The organism is Bifidobacterium longum subsp. infantis ATCC 15697 = JCM 1222 = DSM 20088 (genome assembly GCF_000269965.1).
Lineage (GTDB): Bacteria > Actinomycetota > Actinomycetes > Actinomycetales > Bifidobacteriaceae > Bifidobacterium > Bifidobacterium infantis.
The window spans coordinates 196474-211021 of record NC_017219.1 but is presented as its reverse complement, the minus strand read 5'-3'; the positions used below and the strand labels follow the sequence as shown (position 1 = coordinate 211021).

Below are 14548 nucleotides of genomic sequence, written 5' to 3'. Positions count from 1 at the left end.
AAAGGAGTGTCCTTATGGTTACCCGCAACATCACCATCACTGATCCGGTCGGCATTCACGCACGTCCTGCAGCACAGTTTGCTCAGGCCGTGGCGGCCTCCGGCTGCAACGTCACCATCGCCAAGGAAGGCGGCGCGGCCGTCCCCGCAGGCTCGATTCTGTCCATCATGGGACTGGGCGTTCAGCAGGGCGACACCGTGCAGATCACCGTTGAGGGAGACAACGCCGAGACCGTTGCCGACTCCCTGACCGAGACCCTGCTCGCCGCCGAGTAAACGGGCGAAACTTCTCTCACTTGCCAAACGGCCGCCCCGCCTGTCCGGGCGGCCGTCTTTTGTTCTATAGTGATTGCCGGTAATTTCACCGAGCCGGCTTGCTTTCTGGGAGAGGAGGCACACATGACCGCGAACGAGCCAGCGGAATCATCATCCGCCTCAATCGTCAATGTTGCCGCCATCGCGAATGTTTCCACGGCCACGGTATCCCGTGTGCTTTCCGGCAAACGCACCAAGGACGACGACATCGCCCGCCGCGTGCGAGCCGCGGCTCACAGCCTCAATTATTCGGTGAATTTTGCGGCCAGTGCGCTGCGTTCCACTGTGACGAGAACCATCGGCCTGATTGTGCCGAGCGTTCAGGATCCGTTCAGCGCACGGCTCATCGATACGCTTGAGCCGCTGGTCAACAGGAGCGGCCGGCAATTAGCGCTGAGCGTCGGCAGAACGCCGGAAGTGCAGAAGGAACGCATTGTGTTGATGGCCGCGCGCCATGTGGATGGACTGATTGTCGTGCCACTGCCCGGCATTGATTTGGGCGATGTGCTGGCGCAATATGCGCAGGAGATTCCTGCCGTGCAAATCGGAGGGTTGCAGCACACCACGTTCACGCCTGACTCCGAGCCGGTTCAGCCCGGCCTGCAACAGATTGCCGACGAGCTGCTGCGGCTGCTTGCCGATCAATCCAGCACCCCAGTACATGTCAACTTGCCTTCGCGCCTGATTGCTCCGGACTCGCAGGACGCCGAATAAATCGGGCGGCGGGAAGAACCTTACGGAATCAGCGCGCAGAACAGCGATTCAAACACCAGCAACGGGTTGCCATTGCCGGCAAGCCGCTTGCGGGTGTGCGCCACTTCGTCCAGACGGGCCACTGCCCCGGCACGGTTCAGTCGTACCGATAGCTCGGTGATGGCCGACCGATTCTCCAGGTTGATAAGCCCGACCGAATCTTCCGCGTTGTTCTGCAATACCGCCACGTCACGGTAAATGGAGGCGATGGAATTGAGCGCGCGGTCAAGTACATCGCGCGCGCGACGTGTGGTCAGCCGCTTGAGATCGTCCTTCTTAGCGATCTGATTGAACGCGCCGCGCAGTTTCGGCGGAATCCGCTCCCCCGGCTCAAGACCGTTGACACGGCGGAATTCCGCCTCTTGATCGGCCGCGGTGCGGCTTGCGTCCACCTCGGCCTGGGCCTTGGCGTTGTCGATGAGGTTGCCGGCCAGCAGCACCGCGTCCGAGGCGCGAGCGAGGTTCAGTACGCCCACCACCAATTCATCGCGATCCGTCATCACCTGCTTGTCAGTGGCGTACAACTTGGCGATGCCGATGTGCCCCTCGGCCAGACGGGCCGCACGCTGGGCGATTTTCGGCTCAACATTGGTAGTGGAGGTCAAGAATTCAGCCACCGCCGATGCGGAGGGCACGGCGAGATTCACAATGCGCGTACGCGAGCGGATGGTGGGCAGCACGTCCTGGGCGCTGGGCGCGCATAGCAGCCAGATGCAGTGTTCGGCCGGCTCCTCGATCTCCTTCAGCAGCACATTGGTGGTGCGCTCCAGCATGCGGTCCACATCCTCGATAATGATGATGCGCCATGGTGCCGTGGCAGGCATTTGCTCGGAGGTGGTGATGATCTCGCGCACCTGGTCGATGCCGATGGTCACTTTGTTGGTGGCCAGCACCGTGACATCCGGGTGGGTGCCGGCGAGCACCTGCTGCGTGACGCGCGTGGGCTCATCGTTCATGCCGCGGTCGGGGCTTTCCAGCGCCGCCGCGAATGCTCGGGCCATATTGGAACGGCCGGAGCCGGGAGGCCCGCAAATCAGCCACGACTGGGTGATCTGCCCCGGGTCGCCCTGCGCGATGCGACTGAACATGTCGATTACCGGCTGCTGGCCGACTAGTGAATCCCATACGCTCATCGGACACCGCCCATCGTCACGGCTCCTGTAGACGCCCCGGATCGCGCCATCACCGTATCCACATCTGCAACATTGTCCCGCAGCAGTGTCTGAATGTCCGCTTCGATGGCGGACCACACCTGTTCGATGGACTGGCTGGCATCGATCACGTGGAAACGATTCGGCTCGGCCGCGGCCAAGTCGAGGAACGCCTGACGGGTGCGGGACTGGAAGTCGCTGCCGGCCGACTCCATGCGATCTTCGGCATGCTCAAGACGATTGTGGGAAAGCGCCGGATCCATGTCCAGCAGATATGTGCGGTCGGGCAGCAGGTTGTTGGTGGCCCACATGCTTAAGGATCGAATCTCTTCTGGCGTGAGTTCGCGGCCACCGGCCTGATAGGCCAAGGAAGAGTCTAGATAGCGGTCGGTGATCACCACTTCACCGCGCTCCAATGCCGGGCGGATGGTTTCGGCAACGTGCTGGGCTCGGTCTGCAGCGAATAGCAACGCCTCGGCGCGCGGTGCGATGTCGACGGCGCCCCCATCCACACCGTGCAACAGCAGTTGGCGAATGGCCTTGCCTAACACAGTGCCTCCCGGCTCACGGGTAACGACCACGGTACGCCCCTGAGCCTCAAGATACGCACGCAGTCGCTCGACTTGCGTGGTCTTGCCCACGCCATCGACACCTTCAAACGAAACAAACAGACCGCTCATGCTATTGACCTTAGCGTTAGGCGCAGAGTTGCGCCCAACAGGCAGTTAAACCAGCTCTACCTCCGTTTCAAGGGGCTGATTTGGTCTTTTCTGAAGGTCTACTTCCGTTTCGAGGGGCTGTTGCCCAAGTAGACAACGTTCCAAAACGGCGGAATGACGTTGGCGCGGAGCCGTTCATACTCGTGGTTCAGCAGATGACCAGCCCCTTGAAGCGGAAGTAGATATTCTCAAAACGAGAAATCAGCCCCTTGAAACGCAAGTAGAGCAATAATTCCGCTCAGCCACGCTTGGGAATTACGGCGGGGCGCTCGTAGCCCTCGTTGGCGGTCAGCCAGTCGACATCCTTCTTGACGGTGGCGGCGGTGGAGCTGAGCTTTTCGGCGATGCGCTGGTTGGACCAGCCCTTGTTCGCCAGCTTCTTCACCTCGGCACGGCGTTCGGCGCGCCTAGCCTCCTGCGCCGAAACCACAGAAGCAGCGCCCTTCTTGCCCTTGCCGGCAACGGCCTTGGCGCCACCAGCACGCCCAGCACCGCGACGGCCACGGGTGGAGGGACCAGCCGCACGCTTTTCGGCGAGCAGCCGGAAGGCGTCATCAGGGGTGATGGATTCAGGCGTGTACTGACGCGGCACCGTGCGGTTGGTCTCGCCATCGGTGATGTACGCGCCGAAACGGCCGTCCTTGATGGTCACGTTCTTGCCGGTGTTCGGGTCCTTGCCCAAATCACGCAGCGGCGGCTTGGCGGCACCACGGCCACGCCCGCGGCCGTACTTGGGCTGCGAGAACAGTTCTTTGGCCTTGTCGATATCGACCGTGAAGATCTCGTCTTCCGAGGCCAGCGAGCGGGTCTCCGACTTGCCGTCGGCACCCGTCTTGGTCAGGTAGGGGCCGTAGCGACCGTTGTTGGCGGCTACCGTGCATTCGGATACCTCGCCGGTTTCGGCGTTGGTTTCCTCGTATGTGCCCACTTCGCGCGGCAGGCTCAGCAGCTTTAGCGCGTCTTCCAGCGACAGCGATTCAGGGCTCATCGTCTTGAACAACGAGGCCATCTTCGGGCGCGACGCGGCGGCGGCCGCGGCCTTCTTCGAACCCTTCTTGGCCGCAGAAGCACCAGCAGTATCGCCAGCAGCGCCAGCCGAAGTCTCAGCCGGCGGCACCAACGCCACATACGGCCCGAACCGGCCATTGCGCACCTCGACGGTACCGCCGGATACCGGGTCAACGCCCAGCTCGCGCGGTCCACCGGAGTGGTTGTCGATCAAATCGCGGGCCACGGCCACCGTCAGCTCATCCGGCGCGATGGTGTCCGGCAGGGAGGCGCGCTTCGGGTTGCCTTCGGCGTCCAGATGCTCCATATCTTCCAGATACGGGCCGTAACGGCCGACGCGCACGTGCAGGCCGTCGCCGATGTCGATGGTGTTGATGGCGCGCGCGTCGATCTCGCCGAGCTGCGCGACCTGCTGCTGCAGGCCTTCGTGCGCCTCGTCGGCGTTGCGGGCGGCGCCCTCGCCGGAGCCGAAGTAGAAGTGGGTGAGCCAGTCGCGGCCGGATTCCTCGCCGTGGGCGATGCGGTCAAGGCCGTTTTCCATCTCTGCGGTGAACTGGTAGTCGACCAGCTTGGGGAAGTTCGTTTCCAGCAGCTTGGTCACGGAGAATGCCAGCCAGCTGGGGATCAGCGCACGGCCACGCTCATACACATAGCCGCGATCCATAATCGTGGAGATGATGCTCGCGTAGGTGGACGGGCGGCCGATCTCCTTGGCCTCCAGCGTCTTGACCAGCGTGGCCTCGGTGTAGCGGGCCGGTGGCTGGGTTTCATGGCCGTCCGGTTCGACGTCGCTTGCCTCGACCTGCTGGCCGACGCTCATCGGCGGCAGGGAGGTGTTGGATTCGGATGCGTCACCCCTGACGGCCTTGGCGTCCGTCTTGCCGGCGGCAGCAGTCTGGTCCGAGCCAGCCCCAGCGCCGGGAACGGCGGCCTTGGGCTTGCGTCCCTCCCCCGTGGCCTTCATAAAGCCGGGGAATTCGATGACGGTGCCGGACGCCTGGAACACGGCCTCGCCCTCGGCGGGGCCAGCCGGCGCAGACAGGCGCACGGTGGCGGTGGAACCGGTGGCGTCAGCCATCTGGCAGGCAAGCGTGCGCTGCCAGATCAGCGTGTATAGGCGCAGCTGGTCGCCGGGAAGTTTGGAAGCCAGCTCATCCGGGTCGTGGAAGCGCGAGCCCGCCGGGCGAATACACTCGTGGGCTTCCTGCGCGCCGGCGGTCTTGGTGGCGTATTGCTTGGGCTCGTCAGAGAGGAATGCGTCGCCAAAATGATAGGAGACGGCGTTGCGGGCGGCGGCGATGGCCTCCTGCGACAGCGTCACCGAATCGGTTCGCATATAGGTGATGTAGCCGTTCTCGTACAAGCTCTGTGCTGCACGCATCACGGCGCGAGCACCCATGCCGAGGCGATTGCCGGCGGTCTGCTGCAGGGTCGAGGTGGTGAACGGCGGCTGCGGGCGGCGGCGGTACGGCTTGGTTTCCATCGACATCACAGTGAAATCGGCGGTCTTCAGTGCCGAAGCCACGGCGGTGGCACCAGCCTCATCAAGCTGGCGAACGTTCGCCGCGAACCCGTCCGGGGTCAGCTGGCCGTCGGCACCGAAATCCTTGGAGCCGGCGAGTCGCTTGCCGCCGAGCGCGATCATGCGGGCGGAGAATTCGCCACGCTCCCCCAGCGCGTCAGGCGCGGACAGCGTGGCGACGATATCCCAGTACGGCGCGCGCCTGAACGCCATACGCTCGCGCTCGCGTTCCACGATCAGTCGTGTGGCCACGGACTGCACGCGGCCGGCGGACAGGCCCGGTCCCACCTTGCGCCACAGCACCGGCGACAGCTCATAGCCGTACAGACGGTCGAGAATACGGCGAGTCTCCTGAGCGTCGACCATATGGCTGTCGACATCGCGCGTTTTGCCCAGCGAGGCGTTGATGGCGTTCTTGGTGATCTCGTGGAACACCATGCGCTTGACCGGCACCTTGGGTTTCAAGGTCTGCACCAAGTGCCACGCGATGGCCTCGCCCTCGCGATCCTCATCAGTCGCCAGATAGAGTTCGTCGGCGTTCTTCAGGGCCGATTTGAGTTCGCTGACCGTACGCTTCTTATCGCCGTCCACGATGTAGTAGGGCTTGAACCCGTCGTTGACGTCCACGCCGAACTTGCCGAACTTGGCCTTGTCTGCCACGGGCACCTGGCTGGGCTGCGCGAGGTCGCGGATATGACCGACCGACGCCATGACGGTATACCCCTTGCCCAGGTAGTCACCGATTTTGTGGGCCTTGGTCGGAGACTCCACAATCACCAGTTTGGTAGCCATACCCACTCCTTATGTATTGCGCGAAACACACGACGTTTTTGGCGTCATAATACTCATGAATCATGTCCAACTGCCAAATTCCGCCGTTGTGCCGGGCAAATTCGGCCGTTCGCACCCCATGTTCTATCATTTGGGCGGTGCCGGCGGAGCGCCGATCAGCCCCAACCGGCTTAAGGGCGCTGCGGTGATCTGACGCAGGGCCAGCAACAGTCCGAATGCGAGCATGGCCACGCCCATAATGCCTACAACAGCGCTGACATTCGCTCCCTGAACCGCCCAGCTGGCGCTGACGTTGAGCCCCGGCACCACCTGCCAGATCACATAACCGCTGTAGACGAGCAACAGCAGGCCCCCGGTAATCAGCACGCTGCCGACGATTTGCACGCTCACTGAGGAGACGCGGTGGCCCGGCTCGTCCATGCCGGACTTGCGTGTAACTGCCAGAGCGAGCAGGGCCAATCCCGCCACCAGCAGGATGGACATCGCCACATCCGAAGGGCGATGCCATTGTCCGTATATCACGGAAACGCCCACGGTCACCGCCCAAACCACGCCGATGACGCCCGACAAAGCTCGAACCGCACGAGGCACGGCAAGCAGCAGAATCACAGCACAGGCTGCGGCCAGCATCGCATGCCCGGAAGGCGCGGAATTAGCGGCAGGCGATTCAGTGTTGATGATGAACGGACGCGGCAACAGACCCTTGATACGGGTGACGGCCAAGCAGACCACGGCGAACACGGCGATTTGCCCGGCCAACCACCAGCGGCGTCGAATCAGCGCCGTAATAATGCCGATTGCGGCAATTGTGCAGCTGACAGCGATAACCAGCCAGGATTGTGCGACGGCGTTCATCACGCCGGTGGTCCAGGACGGTACATCGTTGTGCAGGTTTTTCCAAACCAGTTCGTCATACGATTGTCCGTTTTCGGTAAACACGCACCCCCACCACACGCCGAAGCCGACAGCGATCAGGAGCAGACCGAATACCACGCACAATACGCGGCTGGAGATTCGCGGGCGCACGGTGAGCGGGTCAAGCCGGGCCAAGCCACGGTCGATATCAGATGCCCCATCCGCATCGTTCATGTCCAGCGGCCTGAAATCCCGTAAGGAGCCTGATGTGGATGCCGATGCATCTGAACCGGAGACCGGGCCGAGCGCAGCCAATGGGTCAACAACGTTCGACGACGAGTCAGGCTGCGCTGCGCCTGAGCCGACCAGATTGACCGCCGCATGCGGGTCACGAATTCTAGGGGTCTGTGCGTCATTCATACGTTCGACTGTACGGCCGCGCCCCGGACAGGGGACCACGCTAGTGCCAGCTCACAGCCAAATCCGCACATAAAGAAAACCTCCACGCACCCGCCAGAGGCCACTTACCCTTGCTGCATTCCTGCCCTGGGGGAGTTGGGTGACATAGCGCCGCGTGGAGGCTGGGGATAAGTCTATGGAGACGTATGGACCAGCGCAACGACACGAAACGTGCGTGCCGGGTCGCGCGGCAGGCCAACCAGCGCATTCAGGCAATATTCACGCCGCATCAAGAAGCGTTCCCAATTGTAAGAATTCCGGAAAAATACCGGTATCAACGCGTGTGGTTACGCTCACGTCAAACGATTGTTCAAGGCCAACAGTTACGGTGGACACCATGGCTTCTTATACTCGTCGTGCACATTCGGGAGGCAATGGCCCCGCTCTGAGGCAACCGCGCACCGCGCAAAGCAGAGCCGACCACTCCGCACAGGAGGGCCCCTATACGCCCCAGGAGAGCCGTTCCCGCCACGCAAGCCACAAGGCTTCCAATAGCCATCGAGCTCCGAACAGGAAGAAGAACACGGGAAAAGGCAAGCACCGTGTACTGAAATGGGTGCTGGGCATCTTCTTCTCCCTGATTGGACTGGGCGTGCTGGCCGGTATCGCAGTATTCGCATATCTGTACACCACCACTGAGGTCCCGCAACCCGAGAAGTTCGCGTTGGCCGAGAAAACCACCGTGTATTACGCGGACGGCACCACCGCGATCGGCTCCTACGCGGAGCAGAATCGTTCAATCATTTCTTGCGAGGGGCTGCCGGACTACATCGGCAACGCGATTGTGGCGTCTGAAAACCGTACGTTCTACACGGATAAAGGTCTTGATCTGAAGGGCATCGCCCGCGCATTCATTAATAATGTGACCAAGGGCACGCGCCAAGGTGGTTCCACCATCACCCAGCAGTACGCCGAGCGGTATTACATGGGCGAAACCACATCCTATGTGGGCAAGGCGCGCGAGGCCATCATGGCCCTCAAGATCGCGCAGACCGAGTCCAAGGACGAGGTGCTGTGCAACTACATGAACACCATCTATCTGGGCCGCAACTCCTACGGTATCCAGGAAGCAGCCAAGGCATACTTCAATAAGGACGCCAAGGATCTGACGCTGTCTGAGGCGGCGATGATCGCCGGCATTATTCCGTCACCGTCCACGTGGGATCCAGCCGATAACGCCGATATGGCCAAATCGCGCTTCAAGCGTGTGCTGAACATCATGCAGGAGGATGGTTACATCACCGCCAGGCAGCACACTGATGCCAAGTTCCCGCAGACCGCCGCGGTGGCGCAGCAGAACGAGTACGCGGGGCCGAACGGTTATCTGCTGGATATGGTGTGCCGTGAGCTGGTGCAGTCCAAGGCCTTTACCAAAGAGGATTTGGATACCGGCGGATACAAGATCATCAGCACCATCGACAAGGGCAAGCAGGATCTCATGCAGTCCATCGGCGACACCCGCCTCAACGACATGCCCGAATCCCTGCAGATCGGCGGCATAGCGCTCAACCCCAAGAACGGCGAAGTATTGTCCGTATACGCCGGTTCGGATTATCTGTCCAAGCAGCTCAACAACGCCGATCAGGCCCTGTTCGAACCGGGTTCGACTATGAAGCCGTTCGCTTTGCTGGGGGCCGCGCAATCCGGCGTCAGCTTCGATACGTTGTTCAACGGCAATTCCCACCAGCACTTCACCGGCTTGGATCAAGAGGTGAATAACGCTCTGGAGAACAACTGGGGCAGCATCAATCTGTATCAGGCCACCGCGAACTCGGTGAACACGGTGTTCATGAACGTCAATGAGCATCTGACGCCGAAACGCACGGCCGATATCGCCCATGAGGCTGGCATCCAGGGCGACATCGACGAGGCCTCCATGTACAACGTGCTGGGCATCAACGCCCTGACCGTGTGGGATCTGGCGCAGGGCCATTCGACCATCGCCAACAATGGCGTGAGGAACACCTTGCATATGGTGTCCAAAGTGCTCGACTCCCACAACAAGGACATGTACAACGCGCCCAGCGAAGGCACCAAGGTGTTCGACGCCAATGATTGCGCCCTGGTGCAGAAAGCCATGCAGGGCACGACCACCTACGGCACCGCGGCCGGCACATCGGCCAAGCTGGGCCGTCCCATCGCCGGCAAGTCCGGCACCGCCAACGACGAACTGGCATCATCGTTCGTGGGGTACGCCCCAAGCATGATGAATGTCTGGGCCATCTGGAACCCGGATGGCAACGGCAATCCTCAAGTGGTGCCGGCTTTCTCGGGATATGGCATCTCCTCCACCGGATATCCGGCGCACCTGTTCCAGGAATTCATGGCCCAGGCCCTGCAGGGCACGGCGGTGGAGCAGTTCCCGACGGCCAAAGACAACGGCAAGATCGGCGGCCCCGATGGCACTTGGGGCCTGGCCAGGGGGCAGAGCGGCGTCCAACCCTACGTCAACAACCAGTCCAACGCCAACAGGCAGTCCACCGAAGATGCGCAGAAGCAGGCTGAGCAGGACGCACAGCAGAAGGCGGCCGAAGAGGAAGCCAAGAAGCGACAGCAGGCCCAGGAGTTCGCCCAGCAGTGCCTCGCCAATCCGAGCTATTCCACCGAGTGCCCGAATTATCCCGGCAATACCGGCGCTGACAACGAGAACAAACGGTAACGATAATGGGTAATTCCGGAGGCACCGGCGGGAACACCGACACCAACGGCGTCAAGTAGTAAGTAGACACAGACAACGAAGCTCCCTCTGACGCAATCAGAGGGAGCTTCGTTTTGCTCTGTTAGCGCTCAGCGCTGACGCTGAGAACGGTTGATGGCGGAGATGATCGCCTTCAGGGCGCTGGTGGTAATCGACGAGTCGATGCCTACGCCCCACACGATCTGCGCGTCATCGGCCTCGCCGATCTGGCATTCCACATACGAGGCGGCCATGGCGTCGGTACCGACGGACATGGTGTGCTCCACGTAATCCATAATCGAGGCTTCCACGCCAAAGTTGGAAATGGCGTTCAGGAAGGCGGCGATCGGACCGTTGCCTATGCCGGACGCCTCGCGCTCCACGGGCTCATCGTCCCCGACGTTCACGCCGCGGTCGAGCAGGCGGGCCTTGAGCACGGTATCGGAACCATCCTCCCCGGAGCTGACGGCCACCTTGAGCAGCTTCAGCCGACCCCACGGCTCAAGCGAGGCGTCATGCGTATCGCCCACAACCACACCGGCCGCGGTCATGCCGGACTGTTCGACCGGCAGATACTCGTCCTTGAACAGACGCCAGATATCCCCGTCCTTGACTTCCTTCTTGGTCGTGTCAGCGTAGTTCTGCACGATCTTGTCGAATTCGATCTGAAGACGCTTGGGCAGGTCAAGATTGTGGTTGGTCTTGAGCAGGTAGGCCATGCCGCCCTTGCCGGACTGCGAGTTGACGCGGATGATGGCCTCGTACGTGCGGCCGATGTCCTTCGGGTCGATCGGCAGGTACGGCACGAGCCACACGAAGCTGTCAAGATCAGCGCCAGCGCGCTCGGCGGCCACCTGACGAGCCTCGAGACCCTTCTTGATGGCGTCCTGATGCGAGCCGGAGAACGCGGTGAACACGAAGTTGCCGGCGTACGGGTGACGCTCGGAGATCTTGATCTGGTTGCAGTATTCGACCGTCTTGCGGATCTCGGGCACGTTGGACAGGTCAAGCTGCGGGTCGATGCCTTGGGTGAGCCAGTTGAGGCCCAGCGTGACCAAGTCGACGTTGCCGGTACGCTCGCCGTTGCCCAGCAGGCAGCCTTCCACGCGGTCGGCGCCGGCCAACACGGCCAGCTCGGTGGCAGCCACGCCCATGCCTTCGTCGTTGTGCGGGTGCAGGGAGAGCACCACGGAATCGCGGTCGTCGAGGTGGGTGGAGACGTACTCCACTTCGTCGGCGAACACGTTCGGCGTGGTCATTTCCACGGTGGCGGGCAGATTGATGATCATCGGGTGCTCGGGAGTCGGCTTGATAACACCGATCACGGCGTTGCACACCTCGACGGCGTACTCCGGCTCGGTTCCGGTGAAGGATTCCGGCGAGTACTCGTAGTACAGGTCGATGCCCTTGGCCTCGTTCTCGAGGTCCTTGCACAGTTCGGCGGCGTCGGTGGCGAGCTTCTTGATCTCTTCCTTGTTCTTGCGGAACACGACCTCGCGCTGCAGCACAGACACGGAGTTGTAGAAGTGCACGATGGCGCGCTTGGCACCCTTCAGCGCCTCGTATGTGCGGCGGATGAGGTGCTCGCGGCATTGGGTGAGCACCACGATGGTCACGTCGTCCGGGATAAGCTCACGCTCGATGAGCATACGGATGAAGTCGAAATCGGTCTCGGAAGCGGACGGGAAGCCCACCTCGATCTCCTTGAATCCCATGGAGACAAGCAGATTCCAGAACCGCAGCTTGCGCTCGGAATCCATCGGATTGACGAGGGCCTGATTGCCGTCGCGAAGATCGACGGAGCACCAGCGCGGCGCGCGCTGCAGTCGCTTGCCCGGCCACGTGCGCTCCGGGTAATCAAACGGGATCTGCTCGCTGTATGAGGCGTACTTGTTGTACGGCATACGACTCGGCTTCTGCGGATCGCCGATGAATCGCGCCGGAGGCAGCAGCGGGTCGTTGTTCCCCCCATTGGACGCTGCGGCTACCGCTGCGAGATCAAAAACGGATGATTGATCCTGACCCATTGTTCCTCCTTTACTGGTTATTGCGCGGGCCCTCTTGCGGACGCGACTGCGGCGTTGTGCCAGGGCGGCGCCGGGCCACGCGGATTTGTCAATACGCACGTAACATCCTACAGGCCGGTTCGGGCAAACCCGCGGGAAATGCCGTATCGTGGCATTTGCTTATGCACCTGGCTGATATGAGGGCACTCAGCGTCGGCGCCGGGCCACGCTTTGACTCCGGCACAACACCCCGCCTGCGATACCCCACCAGATGGCCCTCCATACGTCGGCGGCGGGCCAAATATTGGTACTGCACCGACAGCCAAACTGCTCAGCGTCGTCAGCGGACCAACTTATGGCGAAATACCGACTCTGGGAAAGCTTATCGTCGGCAAATTGCCAGGCTATGGCACACTACCGACGCTACGAGGCCCACAACCATCGGCAACGCGACAAATATTGGCCCACCGCCGACGTTAGCCTCTTTGAGCGTCGGCGCCGGGCCATTCCATGAATCAGTAACGACGCCAATGGTCTCAGAACGTCAGCATAGGGACGCTGTCTGGACCTCCACCGACGCTGCATGACAAAATCGCGGCACCATCAAGCAACAACACGGCTGCGGCACCCCGCCCTGCCCCGTCCCTTGCTGTGCCAGTCCTGTGAACGCGCGGGCGATCCGCCGCCCGGCAACATAGACTGAAGAGCTATGACGAGCTTGCGATTCCGCGAAGACGGCAGCTTCCGCGTGCTGCAAATGGCCGACGTACAGGACGGCCCCGATGTGTTGCCCGACACCATCCGCCTCATCCGCGAAGCCATCCGCGAAGCCGATCCGGATCTTGTGGTGTTCACCGGCGACCAGATCCGCGGCTATGATCCCGCCTACATCGACACGTTCCTGCGCCGCCGCGGCGAGGAGCCGGGCGCTCGCGTGCGCGCGGTCACCGAGATCGAGGCCAAAATCCGCGGGATCAAGCGTCACCCCGTAATTCGCAAAGTATCCGATCGCGTGGCCGATCGTCTCACCGAAGCCGGCAAGCCTGTACCAGCCGCGCTGCTTGACCCCGATACCGTGACGAACGCCGTCGCCGCTGCCGGCGCCGATTCGACCGACGTGATCACGACTTCCGAAGTAGGCGATTCCGTTGAGACCAGCCCCACACCCGAGACGGTTTCCACCCTCGTATATTCAACGCAATCCGGCAAGGCCAGCCCCGCACACGAGACGCCGGCGACCCTCGACGAACTCATGAATGAGACCCGCGAAAAGGTCCGCCGCACGTTCTCCGGTTTCCTTGGTCCGGTCGTCGAGGCCGGCGTGCCCTTTGCCGCCACCTACGGCAACCACGACTTCCAATGCGGCATTCTGGCCGACGAACAGGATGACATCTACCGCGAATACCCCGGCTGCCTGAACCCCGACGACAGTCTCGAGCCCGGCACGTTCGCGCTGCCCGTCGAGTCCTCCGATGGTTCCGGCCGCGTGGCCATGTCCGTTATGATGGTCAATTCAGGCGATTATGCCGGCAAACCCGAAGAAAACGACGCCCAATACCCGGCGTATGTGGTCAATCCGCGAGGACTCGACCTGGCCGACGCCGACGGGTACGGCACCCCCACCCCCAAGGCCATCGAATGGCTGGGGTCCGTACAAACCGAGTTGGGCGAGCGCAATGGCGACGGCAAGCCCGTGCCGGCCATCGCCTTCCAGCACATTCCGCCGCAGGAATTCTACGATTGTCTGAAGGAAGTGCCCACATGGACGCCGAACGCCGTGGAAGGCGCGCGCACGCACGCCGGGCGTTGCTATGTGCTCAACCATGAGGTCTGCCGCCCCGGCTCGCGGCTCGGCGAGGCGATCGGCTGCGCGGACGAGAATGTGGGCGAGGTGGATGCCTTGCGCGAGGCTGGCGGCTATTTCGCGCTGTTCTGCGGGCATGACCATAAGAACTCTTTCGTTGGTCATGTGCATGATATCGATCTGGGCTATGCGCCCACGTGCGGGTTCGAATGCTATGGTCCCAAGTCGCGGTACCGCGGCATTCGCCTGTTTGAATTCCATGAGAGCAATCCGGCGGGCTATGTGACCCGCATGCTCACATGGGGTAATCTGGTCGGCCGCTACTCCAGCAACGAGCTGCGCGTCTGGTTCGAGGATCATTGCGTTACCGGAGCGGTCAGCGCACGCAACGAGCTGCGCCGCCCGCAGGTGTTCGCCGTGGTGGCCGGCGCGATGAGCCTTGGCTTTATAGCCATCATCCGTTCGCTGATCAAGGCCGCGCGCTAAAC

At 62.0% G+C, this 14548-nt stretch carries 9 protein-coding genes and 1 other RNA gene; 4 read left to right on the top strand and 6 right to left on the bottom strand.

Going from position 1 to position 14548, the window contains the following annotated elements:
* Window positions 1-14 precede the first annotated feature (14 nt).
* Window positions 15-275: an HPr family phosphocarrier protein gene (locus tag BLIJ_RS00920; RefSeq protein ID WP_012576627.1), complete on the top strand. Its 261-nt coding sequence runs from the start codon at window positions 15-17 to the stop codon at window positions 273-275.
* Between the two features lie 123 nt (window positions 276-398).
* The gene (locus BLIJ_RS00915) at window positions 399-1028 is read left to right on the top strand and encodes a LacI family DNA-binding transcriptional regulator (protein WP_012576626.1); all 630 of its coding nucleotides are present in this window, start codon (window positions 399-401) and stop codon (window positions 1026-1028) included.
* A gap of 20 nt (window positions 1029-1048) precedes the next feature.
* Here BLIJ_RS00915 and BLIJ_RS00910 read toward each other — a convergent pair whose 3' ends face one another.
* The 5 genes from BLIJ_RS00910 to ffs all read right to left on the bottom strand — a co-directional run bounded on the left by BLIJ_RS00910 (window position 1049) and on the right by ffs (window position 7700).
* Window positions 1049-2200: a DNA polymerase III subunit delta' gene (locus tag BLIJ_RS00910; RefSeq protein WP_012576625.1), complete on the bottom strand. Its 1152-nt coding sequence runs from the start codon at window positions 2198-2200 to the stop codon at window positions 1049-1051.
* On the bottom strand, window positions 2197-2898 hold the full coding sequence (gene tmk, locus BLIJ_RS00905; RefSeq protein ID WP_012576624.1) for a dTMP kinase: 702 nt from the start codon (window positions 2896-2898) through the stop codon (window positions 2197-2199). The genes BLIJ_RS00910 and tmk overlap by 4 nt, the downstream gene beginning before the upstream one ends.
* A 277-nt stretch (window positions 2899-3175) precedes the next feature.
* Window positions 3176-6259, bottom strand: coding sequence for a type I DNA topoisomerase (gene topA, locus BLIJ_RS00900; protein ID WP_012576623.1), 3084 nt, complete (start codon window positions 6257-6259; stop codon window positions 3176-3178).
* Between the two features lie 126 nt (window positions 6260-6385).
* On the bottom strand, window positions 6386-7534 hold the full coding sequence (locus tag BLIJ_RS00895) for a phosphatase PAP2 family protein (protein WP_014484511.1): 1149 nt from the start codon (window positions 7532-7534) through the stop codon (window positions 6386-6388).
* Between the two features lie 71 nt (window positions 7535-7605).
* Window positions 7606-7700: signal recognition particle sRNA small type (gene ffs / locus BLIJ_RS13105), an RNA gene on the bottom strand.
* 210 nt (window positions 7701-7910) lie between these two features.
* Here ffs and BLIJ_RS00885 point away from each other — a divergent pair.
* The gene (locus BLIJ_RS00885) at window positions 7911-10232 is read left to right on the top strand and encodes a transglycosylase domain-containing protein (protein WP_012576621.1); all 2322 of its coding nucleotides are present in this window, start codon (window positions 7911-7913) and stop codon (window positions 10230-10232) included.
* A gap of 128 nt (window positions 10233-10360) precedes the next feature.
* On the opposite strand, the gene leuA is transcribed toward BLIJ_RS00885, so the two are convergent.
* Entirely contained in the window at window positions 10361-12277 is a 1917-nt protein-coding gene (gene leuA / locus BLIJ_RS00880) for a 2-isopropylmalate synthase (protein ID WP_012576620.1), read from the bottom strand.
* A gap of 688 nt (window positions 12278-12965) precedes the next feature.
* On the opposite strand from leuA, the gene BLIJ_RS00870 reads away from it, so the two are divergent.
* The gene (locus BLIJ_RS00870; protein ID WP_012576618.1) at window positions 12966-14546 is read left to right on the top strand and encodes a metallophosphoesterase family protein; all 1581 of its coding nucleotides are present in this window, start codon (window positions 12966-12968) and stop codon (window positions 14544-14546) included.
* The last annotated feature ends 2 nt before the right edge of the window (window positions 14547-14548 follow it).